The 18,175-nt window shown below is 31.4% G+C and carries 18 protein-coding genes and 3 pseudogenes; 14 read left to right on the forward strand and 7 right to left on the reverse strand.

The features are described from left to right. Nucleotides 1–1,030, reverse strand: a pseudogene (locus tag BD821_RS00005) (hypothetical protein); the annotation flags it as partial. A gap of 403 nt (nt 1,031–1,433) precedes the next feature. On the opposite strand from BD821_RS00005, the gene BD821_RS00010 reads away from it, so the two are divergent. Next, nucleotides 1,434–2,585: an iron-containing alcohol dehydrogenase gene (locus tag BD821_RS00010; RefSeq protein ID WP_104408766.1), complete on the forward strand. Its 1,152-nt coding sequence runs from the start codon at nt 1,434–1,436 to the stop codon at nt 2,583–2,585. Between the two features lie 144 nt (nt 2,586–2,729). Here BD821_RS00010 and BD821_RS00015 read toward each other — a convergent pair whose 3' ends face one another. From BD821_RS00015 to BD821_RS00040, 6 genes are all read right to left on the reverse strand, one after another. After that, complete coding sequence (locus BD821_RS00015; protein ID WP_104408767.1) at nt 2,730–3,092, reverse strand: winged helix-turn-helix transcriptional regulator; 363 nt, start codon at nt 3,090–3,092, stop codon at nt 2,730–2,732. A 304-nt stretch (nt 3,093–3,396) separates the two neighbouring features. Then, nucleotides 3,397–4,794: an FAD-binding oxidoreductase gene (locus BD821_RS00020; protein ID WP_029450718.1), complete on the reverse strand. Its 1,398-nt coding sequence runs from the start codon at nt 4,792–4,794 to the stop codon at nt 3,397–3,399. A 25-nt stretch (nt 4,795–4,819) separates the two neighbouring features. Beyond that, entirely contained in the window at nt 4,820–6,013 is a 1,194-nt protein-coding gene (locus BD821_RS00025; protein WP_104408768.1) for an electron transfer flavoprotein subunit alpha/FixB family protein, read from the reverse strand. Nucleotides 6,014–6,030: 17 nt separating this feature from the next. Then, nucleotides 6,031–6,819, reverse strand: coding sequence for an electron transfer flavoprotein subunit beta/FixA family protein (locus BD821_RS00030; protein WP_104408769.1), 789 nt, complete (start codon nt 6,817–6,819; stop codon nt 6,031–6,033). 221 nt (nt 6,820–7,040) lie between these two features. After that, nucleotides 7,041–7,733, reverse strand: a complete 693-nt coding sequence (locus BD821_RS00035; RefSeq protein WP_104408770.1) for a FadR/GntR family transcriptional regulator — start codon at nt 7,731–7,733, stop codon at nt 7,041–7,043. 428 nt (nt 7,734–8,161) lie between these two features. Continuing rightward, nucleotides 8,162–8,533, reverse strand: a complete 372-nt coding sequence (locus tag BD821_RS00040) for a winged helix-turn-helix transcriptional regulator (protein WP_104408771.1) — start codon at nt 8,531–8,533, stop codon at nt 8,162–8,164. 213 nt (nt 8,534–8,746) lie between these two features. Between BD821_RS00040 and BD821_RS00045 the strand changes: the two genes are divergently transcribed. From BD821_RS00045 to trpA, 13 genes and pseudogenes are all read left to right on the forward strand, one after another. Further along, nucleotides 8,747–9,589, forward strand: a complete 843-nt coding sequence (locus tag BD821_RS00045) for a nitroreductase family protein (protein WP_104408772.1) — start codon at nt 8,747–8,749, stop codon at nt 9,587–9,589. 87 nt (nt 9,590–9,676) lie between these two features. Further along, nucleotides 9,677–9,808 (forward strand): thioredoxin domain-containing protein, encoded by a 132-nt coding sequence (locus BD821_RS13895; protein ID WP_278335129.1) that lies wholly within the window; start codon nt 9,677–9,679, stop codon nt 9,806–9,808. Nucleotides 9,809–9,820: 12 nt separating this feature from the next. After that, nucleotides 9,821–10,138 (forward strand): annotated as a pseudogene (locus BD821_RS00050) (peroxiredoxin family protein); the annotation flags it as partial. Between the two features lie 144 nt (nt 10,139–10,282). Continuing rightward, entirely contained in the window at nt 10,283–10,768 is a 486-nt protein-coding gene (locus tag BD821_RS00055; protein WP_104408774.1) for an ABC transporter ATP-binding protein/permease, read from the forward strand. A gap of 246 nt (nt 10,769–11,014) precedes the next feature. Beyond that, entirely contained in the window at nt 11,015–11,794 is a 780-nt protein-coding gene (locus tag BD821_RS00060; protein ID WP_104408775.1) for a threonine/serine exporter family protein, read from the forward strand. Beyond that, nucleotides 11,791–12,237 (forward strand): threonine/serine exporter family protein, encoded by a 447-nt coding sequence (locus BD821_RS00065; RefSeq protein WP_029450710.1) that lies wholly within the window; start codon nt 11,791–11,793, stop codon nt 12,235–12,237. The genes BD821_RS00060 and BD821_RS00065 overlap by 4 nt, the downstream gene beginning before the upstream one ends. A gap of 518 nt (nt 12,238–12,755) precedes the next feature. Continuing rightward, nucleotides 12,756–13,415 carry a hypothetical protein gene (locus BD821_RS00070; RefSeq protein ID WP_423236754.1) on the forward strand — a complete coding sequence of 220 codons (660 nt, stop codon included), beginning with the start codon at nt 12,756–12,758 and terminating at the stop codon, nt 13,413–13,415. Further along, a pseudogene (locus tag BD821_RS00075) lies at nt 13,397–13,807 on the forward strand (chorismate-binding protein); the annotation flags it as partial. The gene BD821_RS00070 and the pseudogene BD821_RS00075, both read left to right, overlap by 19 nt. A 3-nt stretch (nt 13,808–13,810) precedes the next feature. Then, complete coding sequence (trpD, locus tag BD821_RS00080) at nt 13,811–14,827, forward strand: anthranilate phosphoribosyltransferase (protein ID WP_029450708.1); 1,017 nt, start codon at nt 13,811–13,813, stop codon at nt 14,825–14,827. Next, nucleotides 14,824–15,597, forward strand: coding sequence for an indole-3-glycerol phosphate synthase TrpC (gene trpC / locus BD821_RS00085; protein ID WP_104408778.1), 774 nt, complete (start codon nt 14,824–14,826; stop codon nt 15,595–15,597). Before trpD ends, trpC begins: the two co-directional genes overlap by 4 nt. Before the next feature lies 1 nt (nt 15,598). After that, nucleotides 15,599–16,201 (forward strand): phosphoribosylanthranilate isomerase, encoded by a 603-nt coding sequence (locus tag BD821_RS00090; RefSeq protein ID WP_104408779.1) that lies wholly within the window; start codon nt 15,599–15,601, stop codon nt 16,199–16,201. Between the two features lie 5 nt (nt 16,202–16,206). Then, a complete protein-coding gene (gene trpB, locus BD821_RS00095) occupies nt 16,207–17,388 on the forward strand; it encodes a tryptophan synthase subunit beta (protein WP_029450705.1) in 1,182 nt (393 codons plus the stop codon). Further along, on the forward strand, nt 17,378–18,175 hold the full coding sequence (trpA, locus tag BD821_RS00100; RefSeq protein WP_104408780.1) for a tryptophan synthase subunit alpha: 798 nt from the start codon (nt 17,378–17,380) through the stop codon (nt 18,173–18,175). Before trpB ends, trpA begins: the two co-directional genes overlap by 11 nt.

Below are 18,175 nucleotides of genomic sequence, written 5' to 3' on the forward strand. Positions count from 1 at the left end.
AGAATTCAACCTCTTTTTCATTTACATTTATACTTGATACCTTCAAAGTGTGGTATAAGCTTAAAGTTAATTTATTTAAGTTTTTATTATTAATTGTAATTTCCATATTACAGTCATTAGAAACTCTATCTTTTAACTGTAACTTCATATTATAACTTTCAATTGTAAATCCTTCACTTAGCTTAGACTCTTTCTCGTAGTTTTCATTAATATTGTCTTTTAGAATAAAATAACTTTGAGGATTATACTTTGAACCTACAAAGAGGCAAGACAAAATAGAAACTACTAAAAAGCATAATATTATTTTATTTCTAAACTTCAAAAATTGTAAATCTTTAATGTTATATATTAAATACATTGCGAGTAAGCCTATTAAGTTCCAAATCATAAAATGATAAAGCGTTAGTTTATCTAAAGAAAATAACTCAAAGGTGCTTGATAATGGATCGAATTTCATAATTGGCGTAAGTATATTAGGCTCTTTAAAGAAATTATTTGTACCTAGAAAAAACAAAATTATTAGTACATAAGAAAGAACCCTATATCTGAATTTTGATATTGTTTCACCAATTAATAGACCAATGGCACTAGAACAAAAAAGTCCAGTAAATATATTTAATAAAAACATGGAAATGAGATACAATGAATATTTAAGGGGTGCTTTTGCTATAATTGCAACTACAACTAATATTACAACATTAACTATTATTATAGCTAAATTTATAACTGCGCTTGTGAAAAACTTGCCTAAAAATCTTTCCTTTTTAGAAATATTAAGTACATGAAATATCTCCTGATCACTACTACTTATTATTTCATTTATTATCAAAATTGGTATGTATATTAAATTGATTGGTAGCCAAGAGGTCTTTAAAAATGTAATAAGATTTATGTGAAATGCACCAGATATTCTTGAAGCCCATAACTGTTGCTGGATACCAAATAGGAATAATAGCATCATTATAATTATGATAAAAATTCTGTGCAAATTTAAAAAGTTATATCTTATTAGTGCTTTAATCTTTCTCATAAATTCCTCCTACCATTATTTTCATTTAGATATATATTAATACATCAAAATGCATATGTAAACAATTACTTGTATTTTGTTTTATATTTAAATTTATTTACAATATAGTTATGGTTTAGTATGTGATACATCCACGAACCCAAAATTGAAATAAAAAATTAAGGTTTTATAAAATAATATTAAAAAGCTAATGGAAACTCTAAAGCAGATAATGAATCAAGAATTATGTGTACTAATTTGAACTATAAATTTAAGCCATCATCCTAAAATCATACCTTTTGGTGCGTGTCATACCAAAAAGTGCCTTCTTGCAGAGTAATTCAATATGCAATATACTTCAATAGTCAACAGAAAACAAACAAGTTTTCAAAACAAAAATATAAGATTTTAAAGGAGAAAAAGTATGAGATTTACGATTCCAAGAGATGTCTACTTCGGTAAAGATGCGGTAGATGAAATAAAAAATTTAAAAGGCAAAAAGGCTATGGTTGTTATAGGTGGTAATTCTGTTAAAAAGAATGGCGCACTTGATAAGGTAATGGCTAATTTGAAAGAAGCAAATATAGAAACAAGGTTATTTGAAGGTGTTGAGCATGATCCATCTGTTCAAACAGTTAAAAAAGGTACTAAAATCATGCAGGAATTTCAACCTGATTGGATTATAGGTATTGGTGGCGGTTCTCCGATTGATGCAGCAAAAGCAATGTGGATCTTCTATGAACATCCAGAATTAACATTTGAAGAAGCGGCTAAACCTTTTAGTTTACCTGAACTTAGAAATAAAGCAAGATTTTTAGCGGTAACAACAACAAGCGGTACAGCAACAGAAGTAACATCATTCTCTGTTATTACAGATAATGAAACAGGAATTAAATACCCTATTGCTGACTACAATTTAACTCCGGATATTGCAATTGTTGATACAGAATTAGTGCAGACATTGCCTACTACATTGGTTGCACATACTGGTATGGATGTATTAACACACGCAATTGAAGCATATGTTTCAACAGCTTCAAACCCTATAACAGATGCAGTTGCTATAAAGGCAATTGAAATGGTTGGTGAAGATTTGATTGATTCTTACCATGAAAATCCTGAGGCAAGAGGAAATATGCACATTGCACAGAACTTGGCAGGAATGGCGTTTTCTAATGCAATTTTAGGTATTGTTCATAGCATGGCTCATAAATCAGGTGTTATTTTCGATATACCTCACGGATGTATAAATGCTATTTATTTACCTTACGTAATTAGATTTAATGCTAAAACAGCACCAAAAAAATACGTTGAGATAGCAAAACGTCTTAATCTTGCAGGAGATACTGAAGAAGCATTAGTAAACTCTTTGATTAAAAAGGTTCAGGAAATGAATATTGCTCTTAATATACCAGCTACATTGAAAGATTACGGAATTGAAGAAGCTACTTTCTTGAGTAATCTTGATTCTATTGCTGAGATAGCAGTTCAAGACCCTTGTACTGGTACTAATCCAAGAGAAATATCTGTTGAAGAGATGAAGGAATTATACACTTTTGCATATTACGGAAAATAAATCAAAATGCAAATGAGGACCATCTGTCAAATGGGTGGCTTCCTTAAAGGCTTAAGTCTCTGTTACTAGCTAGCGCTTAAAAGCGCTAGCTTTAATTTTGTTCAAGCTATTTTGCCTTTGCATCTTTTGCTCTAAATAGAATATTTAATTAAGCTCGTCGCTTTCGTATTTGACAATATAATTTTTACCCCATTTATCCATTTGATCCATTATAGGAATTAACGCATTTCCGAGTTCTGTCAAAAAATATTCTACTTTCGGAGGAGTTATATTATACACCTTTTTGTCAATAATACCATTATTTTCAAGAGATCTTAACTGCTGTGTCAGCATTTTTTGAGTAATGTTGGGCAAAATTCTTCGTAATTCATTATATCGGATAATTTCATTATTATGTATTTCCCAAATAATTAATGACTTCCATTTACCACCGACTATTTCTAAAAATATTTCAATTTCACATTCGTAATTATTGCAACTTACCTTGTTATTTCGGTCTTTTGGCATAAGATAATCACTCCTTTTGATATTATTATAGCCATGAGTAAAAATCAAAAAAACTTTGAACTGAGAGCATGACAAATTCATTTAATCACTGCAAATATATATAAAGATGATCCACAACTTGCTCATCTTTATATATTACTCTAAATAGATTATATCACAGGAATTATCAAAAAACTTAATGCTAATAAATTTCTTGATATATTGATATGGCTGTGTATGATATATCATGATAATAAAGCAAGTGAGGGGCAGCTATCTGTGTCATGTGATAGCTTCGTTGAAGATTTAATTACTTTTAGCTTATTTACTCACAAACCTTTCCTGGATTTAATATATTTTTAGGATCAAAGGCTAATTTTATATTTTTCATAAGGTTAACATATTCGTAGCCGTACTGCTGAAGCATATATGTTTTCTTAGCAAAACCAATTCCATGCTCTCCAGACACTAAGCCTTTTAGTTCTCTGGACTTTTTATACATGGCTTCAAATACTTCTTCTATCTTATCTTTCCATGCGTCATCTGTAAGATCATCTTTTAATACATAAACATGTAAGTTACCATCACCAGCATGTCCAAAACTTCTTATTCTTACATCAAATTGTTCTTGAAGTTTACTTGTATACTTAATGAATTCAGCAACTTTGTTTCTTGGGACAACAACGTCACATTCATCCATATCAGTTGTGGATGCTTTAACAGCTTCAAGGAAAGCTCCTCTTGCAGACCACACAGCATCTTTTCTTTCATCTGTATCAATTATAAATACATCTAAAGCGCCTTCATTAAGGCAAATGTTAGCTACATTTTCATAGGCCTTTTCTATATCTTCGGTGCTATTACCGTCAAAGGTTAATAAAAGATATGCATCAGAAGAATTATCAGGGAACTTTTTCAAGAGGAATTCTTCAGCAGCAAGGATAACTTCTCTTTGCATAAACTCTATAGCAGTTGGTGCAGATTTTGATTTAACTATTTTGGGAACTGTACCTATTGCCATATCAAGATTTGGAAAGGGTATTAACAAAGATATAGCTTTTTTAGGTAGTGGTATAAGTTTTAAGATAACTTTTGTAACTATACCTAAAGTTCCTTCAGAACCACAAATTAAGTCTTTTATGCTGTATCCAGAAGAATTTTTAACTACTTTTCCTCCTAGGTTAAGTATTTCTCCATTTGGGAGCACTATTTCAAGACCTCTTATATAATCTCTAGTAACGCCATACTTAACAGCCCTCATTCCACCTGCATTTGTATTTATATTACCTCCGATTGTAGCAGATTTTTCTCCTGGATCTGGAGGATAAAACAAATCAAATTCTTCAACGTATTTGCTTATTTCCATTAAAAGTACACCGGGCTCAAGGGTTAGGGCTAAGTTTTCTTCATCAATTTCAAGTATTTTGTTCATTTTGGACATACTTATCATAATGCCACCGTAAATTGGTACTGATGCTCCAACTAGTCCTGTTCCAGAACCTCTTACCACAACAGGGATCATGTTTTCATAGGCATATTTCATAATACTTGACACTTCTTTAGTAGAAAAAGCTTCCACTAGTACCTCTGGCATGTGGCTGATTCCACCCATCTCATCATGGCTGAAATCATTATTTATTGAGTCACCTTTAAATACTCTATTTTCATCTAATATAGATACTAAAAATTCTATATCCTTAGCATCAACCTTTTTATAATCCATAAAAAAACCTCCTTGATTTTAAATACTAAGCTATTGAGTTTTTAATATCTGAAATTAACTTAGGAACTATTTCATAAATATCTCCAACTATTCCATAATGAGATATATTGAATATAGAAGCATTTTCATCTTTATTTATTGCAAATATACACTCGGAACTATTCATTCCAGCTGTAAATTGAACTGCACCAGAAATTCCAAGGGCTATTATAAGCTTTGGTTTAACGGTTCTACCAGAAAGACCAATTTGCTTTTTAGCATCTATCCATCCTTCTTCAACTAATGATCTTGTTCCAGCTACTTTAGCATTAAGAAGACTTGCTAGCTCTTCAATCATAGCCATATCTTTTTCTGATTTTAGGGCCCTACCAACTGCAACTATTATTTCTGCATCAGAAATATCTCCTTCAACTTCTTTTTTTGTAATGTTTAATACCTCAATATTTGATGTAAGTTTTGATTTGTCTATTTCACATAAGGTGATTTTACCTTTTGAATCAGATTGCCTTTTAGGGGCATTCATAACCTTATATCTTACAGTTGACATTTGAGGTCTATTATTTGGACATATAATTTGTGCCATAATATTACCACCAAAGGCAGGTCTTATCTGTACAAGATCTGTATTTTCTTTCATTTCAAGTATTGTGCAGTCTGCTGTAAGGCCTGTTTTAAATCTTGCAGCGATTCTTGGTGCAAGGGATCTACCAACAGTTGTAGCTCCAATTAGTAATGAAGATGGTTTTATATTATTAATAAAGTCTTCAAAGGCAGCAGTATAAGGCTCTATCCTAAAATCCTTAAGCTCTTCGTAGTCGTATACAAAAACTTCATCCACACCATAATGAAGTAATTCTTTTGCCTTCTGCTTTATATTGTAGCCAATAAATACACAGTATACTGGAAAATTGACGACAGAGGCAAGCTCTTTAGCTTTTCCTATGAGTTCCATTGTTACAGGGTGTATTTCTCCTTCCACATGATCTACATATACGCCTATACCACGCCACAAACTCTTGTCCACCTTTAAAGATTCTGTTTCAACAAACTCCATTACTCCAGTAGGACCTTTTTTAACGCAAATCCTACACATTTTACAGGCTGCACTAACTTCAATTTTACCTTCTATGTATTGAATTGCACCAAAAGGGCAAATCTTTGTTAACTCTATAGCATTTGAGTCATTTACTTTTTCTTGATTACAAATTAGCTTACTCATGAGAATTCCACCCTTCTTTATATAAACTTTAACTCTTTAAGTTTTCTAGCTATTTTAAAACTAAGCTCTGTACTATTACCTATCCAGTTTTCTCTATTATTATTTATATCTGGTGGAAATATTCTTTCAACCTGTGTTGGTGAGCCATTAAGTCCATATTTATTTTCATCTTTATCTTCAAAATCATTTAATGTTATAATTTTTATTTCTCTATCTTTTGTAGCTATTTTTTTCCTATAAGAGGGAAGTCTTGGCTGAAATATATCTTTTTCTACAGTTAAAAGGCAAGGGAATTGAACTTCAGCTATTTCAACTGTATTTGACATATCCATTTCTACGATAATAGACTTTTCTTTTACCTCTATTATTTTCAAAACGTTTGCAATATGGGGAATTTGAAGATATTCAGCCATTTCTGGTCCTACCTGAGCGGTATCACCATCTGTTGTTTGTTTTCCGCATAATATAATATCAAATGTACCCATTTTCTTCACACCCTGTGAAATTGTATAAGAGGTAGCAAGCACATCTGCTCCTGCAAACTTTCTATCAGTAACCAATGCGCCTTCATCTGCACCCATCATATATGCTTCCTTTATAACATCTTTTGCTTGAGGTGGCCCCATACTTATAACCTTAATTAAACCACCTTTTTCTTCTTTAATCTTAAGTGCAGTTTCTAAGGCGTATAAATCATAAGGATTCATTTTGGAATCTACACCATCTCTTTTTAAAACACCTGTAACAGGATCTACTTCCACCTTCGAAGTTCCTGGAACTTGTTTTATACAAACTAAAATTTCCATATATATTCCTCCAATCTTTTTGTAAAAAAGCAAAAAAACAATTAAACGGTATGATGGTCTGACCACCACACAAAATAATATTACCATAATATTAAAAAGTTTTATATAATAGTTAAATAGTTAACATTGAGATTTACAGTATTTAAAAAATAAAAATGACAGTAATACTTGACATACTGTCATTTTTGGATTTCTATAAAGCTATATATATTTTTATTTTTTCACTTATTCATATATTTATTTGCAAAATCAAAATGTTCACGCATTGCTTTTCGAGCGGCCTTTGAATCATGGCTTTCCATGGATAAATATATATTATGGTGCTGAGAAAAAAGTATTTCTTTATTTCCTTTATCAACTAGTATAGATTTTCTTATATCTTTAATAAAGTGATCTACAAGATTTGAAAGTGTTTTAAGGATATTATATATTAAAATATTACCACAGCATTTTGCAATTTTATAATGAAACTTTTTATCAATTTCAGCATGGATTTCTTCATTATCAAGGTCTAAGAATCTTTCAGTAAGTTCCTTTAGCTCTTTTAAATCCTTATTATTTATTCTCTTTGAAGCAAGGCCTGCTGCCTCCACTTCCATGATTTTTCTAAGCTCCCAAATTGATTCAGGGTCACTTTCCTCTAACATAAACATAATTGATAAGGGCTCAAATAAATTATCTTCAAAGCTTGTTTTTATATAATTACCTTCACCTTGCTTGCAATCTATTAATCCAATGACTTCTAATGCCTTAAGTGCTTCGCGAATTGAAGCTCTACTTACATTTAATTGTTCAACTAAATCACGTTCAGAAGGGAGCTTATCTCCTTTTTTTAGAGTACCGTCATCAACCATTTGCTTTATTTGCTCGATTACTTGCTCATAAACCTTCGTGTTTTTTATTGGATAAAACATGGTATTCCTCCTAGATTTAGCTCTAAATAGTTACATTTAAAGCTTGTGATTTTATCCCATGGCTACCATCCGTAATACCCATATCCTCTTCAAGGTGGGGGATGACGGCTGCTACGCCCCTGGATAAGTTCTTCTAGCCTTTGATGGAGAGATGTATTCCTTATAAGCAAACTCCACCTGAGTCTAAGAATCACTTGATCTATTATATATTGCTCTCTTCTAATACTGAAAGCCTATATATTATATACACTATAACATAATAATTATAGTTTTATAATACACTTTTTAACATTAAAAGTAGCGAAACTTTGTTACTTTTATATAAAAAATGTGTACTATATTTAGTGATACTATTATAATTAGATATAGTTATTTTATAAGTAGATAAAACAAAGGTAATGAATTAGAATCTTCCAGCAGGATAAAAATTAGTTTTTAATATTAAGATTATGAATGTAAGAATTTCCCCATTGTTTCATACTTTCCATAACGGTTGTAAATTCTTTACCTATAGGAGATAAAGAGTACTCTACTTTAGGTGGAATTTCATTATAGACTTTTCGTTCTATGACATCATCATTTTCTAATTCTTTTAATTGTCTAGAAAGTGTAGTGGGCGTAGTTGGTATAAGCCTATTCAATTCATTAAATCTGACGTTACCTTTTTGCAAATGCCAAAAGATCAGCATTTTCCATTTTCCTTTTATGATTTTTTGAGCCAGGCAAAAGGAACATAATTCACTTTTTGTATTACAATCTATTTCACAAGTTTTACATTCTTCTTCATACTTTTTATTCATTATAAGCCATCTCCTAATAGCTATTTTATGTAGTTAATATTGTTAAGGACACTATCTTTAATGATAGTACTTATATTAAACATAATGTAGTGTTATTATTGTAACACAAGGTAGAAGTTTATAAAAACAGATAATATAAAAAAGCTTTCAAAAGATATTACAAAATAAATATTAGAATCAGAAATTGTTTATTGTTAGAAAGGGGAAATATAAGTGAATATTGATTTTCCGTTAGAAAAGGCAGTAATAAAGAGATATAGCGTAAGAAACTATGATGAGAAAGAAATTGAAGCAGATAAAAAGATCCAAATAGAATCATTTGTAAATTCTTTGGATAATCCTTTTGGAAAGAAGGTGAATTTTCATTATCTTGATAACAAAGGAATGGAAAGTGGAAAGGCACTTGGAACTTATGGTGTCATTAAGGGAGCAAGGCAATATATTGGAACTACTATAAAATTAGAGCCAATGGCATTAGAAGCACTAGGGTATGAACTTGAATCTGTGATTCTTTATTTAGCTCATCTTGGCATTGGGACTTGTTGGTTAGGTGGAACATTTAATCGTAAAGGATTTGCAAAAGCAATGAATATAGGAGAAGATGAAATATTTCCAATCATAACACCCTATGGTTATGCTGCTACGAAGAAACATTTGAAAGAAATTATGATGAGAAAAACAATTTCAGCAGACCAGCGTAAAGAATGGGATATGTTATTTTATAAAGATGACTTTAATTCAACTCTTACCAAAGAAGAGGCTAAAGACTTAGAATTTCCTCTAGAAATGGTTCGTTTGGCACCATCGGCATCAAATAAGCAACCTTGGAGAATTCTATTAAAAGATAATTCATGTCACTTTTATGAATATAAAGAACCAGGATACAGTGATAGATTTCAATATGATATTCAAAGAGTTGATATAGGCATTGCAGCAGCACACTTTGATCATGCGGTTAAAGAAAAAGGACTTAAAGGTTCTTTTGATATAACATGTGAACCAGAATTAAAATTGCCAGAGAATATGGAGTATGTATTCTCTTGGACTAGAGAATAAAACATTATGATTTATTAAAAAGTTAAATAATTTATAGAACTTTAGTTAATTTAAATGTATATTAAGATAAAGTGAGGAGATGGCAAAATGGCTAGTATAGAATTAAATAAAGAAGCACCAGATTTTGAAATTTATGATTTTAAAGGAAATAAAATTAAGCTTTCTAATTTTAGAAAAATGAAAAATGTATTGGTGGTATTTAATAGAGGTTTTGCTTGACCTTTTTGCAAAAAGCATATGATGCAGTTGCATCAAGATTACAATGAGTTTATAAAAAGAGACACTGAAATAGTTGTACTAGGACCTGAAAATGCAAAGGCTTTTAAAGCATACTTTGAAGAAAACGGTCTTGAATTTTATGGTATTCCAGATGAAAAGCATTCTGTGCTAGACCTATATGAGCAGAAAGTAAACTTACTTAAGCTAGGCCGAATGCCTGCACAGATGGTAATAGATAAAAATGGGATACTAAGATATGTACACTACGGAAGCTCTATGAAGGACATTCCTGAAAATGTGGAAATACTTCACCTTATAGATACATTGTAAACACTTATATATCCATGAATTTATTTTTATAAAAAACAAAGGGTGCGTTTTATACTAACTATAAAAGTTAGTATTTAGCGCACCCTTTTAGTATACTTATTTGAAATAATAACATTATAAAATGTCGAATTTTATGAATCAAAAATGGTTAAAGCTATTGGCATAGATTTAAGAGCTGATATTGCGAAAAAGTTTATGGAATATGATTATGAAGAATATAATTCAAAAGATAGTGGGATGTATGTAGCTTGGTTAACTCAGGACGTAGATTATGTATTGAATAATGGAGTAAAACCTTTTTATATGATGCTTAATCAGATAATTTCAGTGATAGCATCGCTTATTGGAGCCACAATGATTCATTGGTCATTTATTATTATTTTTCCAGTGAGCTTACTAGTAACCATGATTACTCCTAAATACCTAGCACCTCGTATGCAAAATGTAGCAGAGGATTATAGCCATGAGAGTGGTATCTTTACTAGTAAAATTAAGAATATCATGTTAGGATTTGGAGTGTTTTTATCAGAAAACTGTATAGATAAAATGAATATACAAATTGCTAAGTCTACCACAAACTTAGAGGATGGATTGTCAATAAGGTCCTGGAAGATCCAAAACTCACAGTAATTATGATAACTCATCAATTAACAGAGGAGACAAAAAAGAATCTAGATGAAGTTATATCTTTATGATTGAATACTAAACTACCTCAAAAGAGGCACTAAATAGTTGATTTCACTAGGTTAATCACGTTAATTTTCATTGACCATTTCAGAAATCTCATGGTACAATTTAACTAATGAAAAAGATTTTTATAATAACATTATATGTGTACATGTATAAGGTTTGATAAAAATATATAGTGAGGTTTATATGGATAAAGTGATATATGAAGAGGAAATTTTGGAATTGGCTCTTGACCTTGGAGAAATAATGCTGTCATGTGGTGCTGAAATAAGAAGAGTTGAGGATTCTATTACAAGAATTTGTAATGCATATCAGTTGGAAAATGTAAAAGTGTTTGCAATTACCTCATTGATTATAGCTTCGGCAAAATGTAATGATGGAAGAGTAGCAACGCAGATAAGAAGAGTAAAAATATATGGAACAAATCTTTCTAAAATTGAAGATGCTAATGCTTTGTCTAGATATATTTGTAAAAACAAGATTTCTACAGATGAAGTTAAGAAGGAACTTTTAAAAATTAAATCTCCAAAAAAACAAAATAAGCATATCCAATGGGATCTTTGCATAGGATATCTTTGTGCAGCAGGAGGATTTACAGTTTTCTTTGGTGGAAATGGATGGGATGCCGTTGCTTCTTGTATTATTGCATTTTTAATGTTTCTTTTTGATACATTTATAAAAAAACCAGATGTTAATCGTATTGTGTATACAGTATTTGTGTCTATTGTCATGGGGATTATTGCAATACTTTTTGTTAAGATAGGAATTGGTGTACATGTAGATAAGATTATGATTGGAGATATTATGCTCTTAATTCCTGCACTAGTATTAGTTAATTCTTTGAGAGCTATATTTTTGGGAGACACTATTGCAGGTATGATACAGCTGACAGAAGCTATTCTTATAGCTCTTTCCATTGCAGGTGGGTTTGCAATTGCGCTAGTTACTTTAGGAGGGATTTTATGACACAATCAGAAATAGTACAAATTATATCAGCTATAATAGGAACTATAGGATTTGGGTTATATTTTCGTGTAAAAAAGAAGAGACTATTGGTTGTTACATTTGGTGGTTTCATTGCCTGGGTTGTGTATCTTTTATGCTACCATTATACATATAACATTTTTATTTGCAATATGATTTCAGCTATTGTTGTAAGCATATATTCAGAGGTTATAGCAAGAATTTTGAAAGCACCTTCCACAGTTTTTATGTTGCCATCTCTTGTGCCATTATTGCCAGGGGGAGCTTTGTACTACACAATGAGCGGCATTGTACAAGGAAATATAGGTATGATAGGTGAATATGGTTTACAGACGATCAAGACAACATTTGGCATTGCCTTTGGTGTACTTGTATCCACTGTGTTTATTTACCGCTCCAAAAACAATAGAACCACTTCATATTGATAACATTTAAAGAATGAAAAAAGTCGAATGAAAACTATTGACAAGAATATATTTGTATATTATGATTATGAAAACATAGTTAGTAAATTCATTGATTGGGAAAAGTAAGCAATTCTTGAAGGTTTAGAGAGTCGGGGACGGTGGAATCCTGATACGGAAAGGTTGTTGAATGGTTCCATGAGAAGCGGTGTTAAATCTTAGGAGAGTACCACTAGCCGAGTGTCTTACGTTATAAAGACGGGGTATCGAGATATTAGTATTTCCGTACCTTAAGAGTGAGATAGGAAACTATCTATATTAGGTGGCAAAGCGATTATAACATTTCGTCCTAGATTAGGATTGGAATGTTTTTTTTGTTACAAATGTAGATTACTATCTAAACAAGGTGGCAACACGGAATGTTAAGCATTTCGTCCTTATATTGAGGATGAGGTGCTTTTTTTGTACTTAAAAAAGGGGGGTATTAGAGTATGTATCCAGATTATGAAGAATTCAAAAGATTAAGTAAAGAAGGAAAAATGGTTTCTATTTCATTAGAGATAGATGGAGATATTGAAACTCCTATTTCTTTATTTAACAAGCTATGCAAAGAAAAGAAGGCATTTCTATTGGAAGGTGTTGAAGGAGGAAGCAGGTGGGGAAGATACTCTTATATAGGCAGAAATCCTTTTATAGAAATCATAGCTTATGACCATAACATTACAATAATTAAAGATGATGAAATAATAAATAGAAGGGGTGATGCTCTTCTTATATTACAAGAAATTATGGATGAATATAAGATGGTTTCAATAGAAGGTATGGATAATTTTATAGGTGGCGCAGTAGGATTTATTGGTTATGATTTAATAAAAAATATCTGTGGAATAGAAAACATAAATAAGGACAGCATAAGAACTCCGGATTTACATCTTTTAATAACTAAAGATATTATTATCTATGACCATTTGAAGCAAAAGATAAAGATTGTCACAAATGTAAAAATAGAAAACTCGTTGAAAGAAATATATGAACAAGGCTTAATAAAATTACAATCAATAAAAAAAGAAATAATAGAAACAAAGGTTTCTTTAGAAAAAGATACCGAAGCAACTTTTGAAGAAATTAAGTATACAAGCAATGAAACAAAGGAAAACTTTATGGAAAATGTTTTAAAAGCTACGGAACAGTTAAGGTAGATCAATTTATGAAGATACAAAAGTATTCCCATGTAATGCATATTGTGTCTCATGTAGTAGGAAAGATGAAAAAAGGTTTAAATGCTTATGATGCTTTAAGGATTTGCGCACCTGCAGGAACTGTATCTGGAGCACCGAAGGTAAGGGCTTTAGAGATTATAGAGGAATTTGAGAATGAAAAAAGAGGGATATATGCAGGTGCTATAGGATACTTAGGATTTAATGGAAGTATGGATACTTGTATTGCCATAAGGACTATAGTATTTAAAGATAATATGGCATATATACAAGCAGGTGCAGGAATTGTTGAAGATTCAAATCCTGAAAGTGAATACGAGGAAACTTTAAACAAAGCAAGAGCCCTTATGGAATGTATTAGAAAAGGAGTGTAGAGTATGCAATTGGCAATAGATAAAGTTATAAATTATAAAGATTTAACTGAAAATGAAATGATTCGGGTGATGAGTATAATCATGGAAGGTAAGGCTACCCCATCACAAATAGGAGGTTTTCTTACAGCACTTCGCATGAAGGGAGAGACTCTTGAAGAAATCACTGGTGCAGTTAAAGTTATGAGGGACAAATCTATAAAAATTGAAACAAATAATAGATATACAGTAGATACTTGTGGCACAGGTGGGGATAAAAGCAATACATTTAATATATCAACAGCAGCAGCTTTTGTAGCAGCAGCATCATCTTTGACTATTGTAAAACATGGAAATAGATCTGTTTCAAGCAAATGTGGTAGTGCAGATGTACTTGAAAGTTTAGGTGTTAATATTAATCTTTCACCTTTGGATGTTAAAAGGTGTATAGATGAGTTACAAATAGGCTTTATATTTGCTCCAAATTTTCATCAAACTATGAAACATGCTGTAGATTCTCGTAGAGAATTAGGAATTAGAACTATATTTAATGTTTTAGGTCCATTGACTAATCCATCAAATCCTAAAGGTCAAGTGCTAGGTGTGTTTGATGAAGATCTTACATCTACATTGATAAGAGTGCTAATGGAATTAGGTTTAGAAAGGGGGATGGTAGTACATGGTATGGATGGATTAGATGAGATAACTATTACTACAAAAACAAAGGTAGCAGAATTAAAAGACGGAAAAATAAAGGAATATTATTTAAATCCAAAGGATTATGGCATAACATTTGGAAAGTTAGAAGAAATAACAGGGGGAGATCCAAAAGAAAATGCTAGAATTTTATTAGATGTGTTAAAGGGTGAAAAGGGTCCTAGGCGCGATATGGTTTTGTTAAATGCAGGTGCAACTATGTATGTAGGAAATGTAGTAAGTACTTTAGGTGAAGGAATAGAAAAGTCAAGGGAAATGATAGACAAAGGATTTGCATTAGATAAATTAAATCAATTAATTAATCTTAGTCAGGAGATGAAGCAATGATATTAGATAAGATTGTGTCATCAAGAAGGAAAAGGTTAGAAATAGAAAAATCTATTATGTCTATTGAAGATTTAAAAAAACAAATTACAAATGTAGATACTAGAGATTTTAAAAGGGCTATAAAAAGAAATGGAAGATTAAACATAATAGGAGAGGTAAAAAAGGCATCGCCATCAAAGGGAATTATAAGAGAAGATTTCAATCCTGCGGATATAAGTAGGATTTATGATGAAAATAAAATAGATGCAATTTCCGTATTGACTGAAGAGGAGTTCTTCTTAGGGAATGGTGAGTATTTATCCCTAGTAAAGAAGGAAACGAGAGTACCCATTCTAAGAAAGGATTTTATCATTGATTTATATCAAATATATCAGTCTAAATTTTTAGGCGCAGATGCTATTTTGCTTATTGGAGCTCTTTTAACTAAAAAACAATTAGTAGAGTTCCAAAAGGTAGCCAAAGACATTAATCTTCAATGTCTAGTAGAAGTCCATAATTTAAAAGAATTAGAAAAGGTACTAGAGACAAGTGCTAATATAATTGGAATTAACAATAGAAATTTAAATACATTTAAGGTTGATATTGAAACTACAGAAAAATTAATACATCATCTACCAAAGGATATTGTAGTTGTTAGTGAAAGTGGTATTTCCAAAAGAAAGGATATGAAATATCTAGAAGATGCAGGGGTAGATGGGGTTCTGATTGGAGAGGCGTTTATGAATACTATTTCTATAAAGGATAAGATAAAAGAATTAAGAGGTGAATGATTTGGTAGAAATAAAGATTTGTGGATTGAGAAGAGCTGAAGATATAGACTATGCAAATATATTAAAGCCAGAATATATAGGTTTTGTATTTGCAAAAAGTAAAAGGCAGATTGATCCTTATGTTGCAAGACAATTAATAGGTGGTCTTGATAAAAGTATAAAAAAGGTTGGTGTATTTCTAAATCATTCTATAAAAGAAGTTAAAGAAATAGAAAGACTTTGCAATCTTGACGTACTTCAATTTCACGGAGATGAAGACATTGAGTATTGTAATAATTTTGAAACAGAAGTATGGAAAGCTTTTCTTATTAAAGATGAAAAGAGCTTAGAGCTATTAGAAAAGTATAAGGTGAGTAAATATGTTTTGGATACCTATATAGAAGGAGCGGCAGGAGGGACAGGACAACAGTTTAATTGGAAGTTAGCTACAACCATTGGTAAAACTAAATCTATAGTTTTAGCTGGAGGATTATTCCCGGAAAATATAAAAAAAGCAATAGAAATAGTTAAGCCTGCTATAGTAGATGTAAGCTCTGGAGTAGAGACTAATGGAGTTAAAGATTTTGAAAAAATAAAACAATTAATAAAAAAGATAAGGGGTTGATTTATATGAATACAAGGTTTGGACAATTCGGAGGGCAGTTTGTACCTGAAACTTTAATGAATCCATTGATTGAACTAGAAAAGGCGTTTACTAAGATAAAAGAAAATGAAGATTTCAAAAAGGAATATATGTATTATTGTAATGAGTATTCTGGGAGACCCACTCCATTATATTATGCGGAAAATCTAACTAAAAAGCTAGGTGGAGGCAAGATTTATCTAAAGAGAGAGGATTTAAATCATACGGGTGCTCATAAGATAAATAATGTAATAGGTCAAGTTCTTCTTGCAAGGAGAATGGGTAAAAAGAAGGTAATAGCAGAAACCGGTGCAGGACAGCATGGTCTAGCTACAGCTACTATTTGTGCTATGTTCGATATTCCCTGCGAAGTGTTTATGGGACAAGAGGATATAGAAAGACAAGGCTTAAATGTTTTAAAGATGAAGATGTTAGGGGCTAAAGTAAACTCTGTAACATCTGGTACAAAAACCTTGAAGGATGCTACAAATGAGGCTATTAGACATTGGGCTGCTAATCCGGAAGATACCTTTTATGTAATTGGATCTGTAGTAGGACCTCACCCTTATCCTACAATGGTAAGAGATTTTCAAAGAATTATAGGGGATGAAGTGAAGAAACAAATTATAGAAAAGGAAGGTAGACTACCTGATTATTTAATAGCTTGTGTAGGTGGAGGTAGTAATGCTATGGGTTTATTTTATCCATTTATTGAAGACAAAGTAGAGATGTATGGAGTTGAGGCAGGAGGAAAAGGAATAGATACAGAATATCATGCAGCTACTATTTCTAAAGGGCGCCTAGGAATTATACATGGAATGATGACTTATTTGCTGCAGGATGAACACGGACAAATAAAGCCAGTTTACTCCATATCCGCAGGGCTTGACTATCCTGGAATTGGACCAGAACATGCTTATTTTCATTCTATTAACAGAATTAAGTATGTAGCCATAAATGATGATGAAGCTATAGAAGCTTTTCAATACTTGACTAAGGTAGAAGGAATTATACCTGCATTAGAAAGTGCTCATGCCATAGCTTATTTAATGAAATTTGCTAAAGAAACAAAAAAAGATGATATTATTGTATTGAATTTATCTGGAAGAGGAGATAAAGATATGGATACATTATCCAATATACTAGGGGGAATAAAAAATGGACAGTAGAATAAGTAGAAAGTTAAATAAACTTAAAGAAGAGAAAAGAAAGGCCTTAATTACTTATATTGCAGCAGGAGACCCTAGCTTAGATAAAACTATGGAATTAGTTTTGACCATGGAAAAGGCAGGAGCAGATATTATGGAACTAGGTATTCCATATTCAGATCCTTTAGCAGATGGACCTGTTATACAACGGGCTTCAATAAGAGCTTTAAGTAAGGGAATTAATATAGATTATATTTTTTCAATGGTCTTAAATCTAAGATGTAAAACAGAAATTCCTTTAGTTTTTTTGATATATTATAATACGATTTTTTCATATGGAATAGAAGAATTTTTAAATAGATGCAAAGAGTGCGGGATAGATGGTTTGATTATTCCAGATCTTCCTTTAGAGGAAAGAAAAATATTAAATGAAATGATGAAAGATTATCCTATTGATTTAATAGCTTTAGTTGCCCCAACTTCTAATAATCGAATAAAAGAAATAGTGGAAGGCAGCAGTGGCTTTATTTATTGTATTTCGTCTAAAGGAGTTACTGGCACTAGGGAAACTTTTGACGAAGAATTGAAAGCTTTTATGGAGGATGTACGGAGATATTCAAAGATTCCTTTAGCTATTGGTTTTGGAATATCAGATGCAAAAAGTGTAAGAAATCTAAAGGATTTAGCAGATGGATTGATAGTTGGTAGTGCAATTATTAAAGAAATAGAAAAAGGAATAGAACTAGGGAATATAGAAGGAAGGGTTTTTGAATTTGTAAAAAGCTTAAGGGAAGCAATAGATGAATAG

The organism is Clostridium algidicarnis DSM 15099 (genome assembly GCF_002934235.1).
Lineage (GTDB): Bacteria > Bacillota > Clostridia > Clostridiales > Clostridiaceae > Clostridium_L > Clostridium_L algidicarnis.

Coding starts and splice junctions, on each gene's coding strand:
- BD821_RS13895 (WP_278335129.1), top strand. CDS start 9,677: ATGGCTAGTATAGAATTAAATAAAGAAGCACCAGATTTTGAAATTTAT.
- BD821_RS00010 (WP_104408766.1), top strand. CDS start 1,434: ATGAGATTTACGATTCCAAGAGATGTCTACTTCGGTAAAGATGCGGTA.
- BD821_RS00030 (WP_104408769.1), bottom strand. CDS start 6,819: ATGGAAATTTTAGTTTGTATAAAACAAGTTCCAGGAACTTCGAAGGTG.
- trpD (WP_029450708.1), top strand. CDS start 13,811: ATGCAATTGGCAATAGATAAAGTTATAAATTATAAAGATTTAACTGAA.
- BD821_RS00060 (WP_104408775.1), top strand. CDS start 11,015: ATGGATAAAGTGATATATGAAGAGGAAATTTTGGAATTGGCTCTTGAC.
- BD821_RS00070 (WP_423236754.1), top strand. CDS start 12,756: ATGGTTTCTATTTCATTAGAGATAGATGGAGATATTGAAACTCCTATT.
- trpC (WP_104408778.1), top strand. CDS start 14,824: ATGATATTAGATAAGATTGTGTCATCAAGAAGGAAAAGGTTAGAAATA.
- BD821_RS00015 (WP_104408767.1), bottom strand. CDS start 3,092: ATGCCAAAAGACCGAAATAACAAGGTAAGTTGCAATAATTACGAATGT.
- BD821_RS00065 (WP_029450710.1), top strand. CDS start 11,791: ATGACACAATCAGAAATAGTACAAATTATATCAGCTATAATAGGAACT.
- BD821_RS00055 (WP_104408774.1), top strand. CDS start 10,283: ATGGTTAAAGCTATTGGCATAGATTTAAGAGCTGATATTGCGAAAAAG.
- trpB (WP_029450705.1), top strand. CDS start 16,207: ATGAATACAAGGTTTGGACAATTCGGAGGGCAGTTTGTACCTGAAACT.
- BD821_RS00025 (WP_104408768.1), bottom strand. CDS start 6,013: ATGAGTAAGCTAATTTGTAATCAAGAAAAAGTAAATGACTCAAATGCT.
- BD821_RS00020 (WP_029450718.1), bottom strand. CDS start 4,794: ATGGATTATAAAAAGGTTGATGCTAAGGATATAGAATTTTTAGTATCT.
- trpA (WP_104408780.1), top strand. CDS start 17,378: ATGGACAGTAGAATAAGTAGAAAGTTAAATAAACTTAAAGAAGAGAAA.
- BD821_RS00040 (WP_104408771.1), bottom strand. CDS start 8,533: ATGAATAAAAAGTATGAAGAAGAATGTAAAACTTGTGAAATAGATTGT.
- BD821_RS00035 (WP_104408770.1), bottom strand. CDS start 7,733: ATGTTTTATCCAATAAAAAACACGAAGGTTTATGAGCAAGTAATCGAG.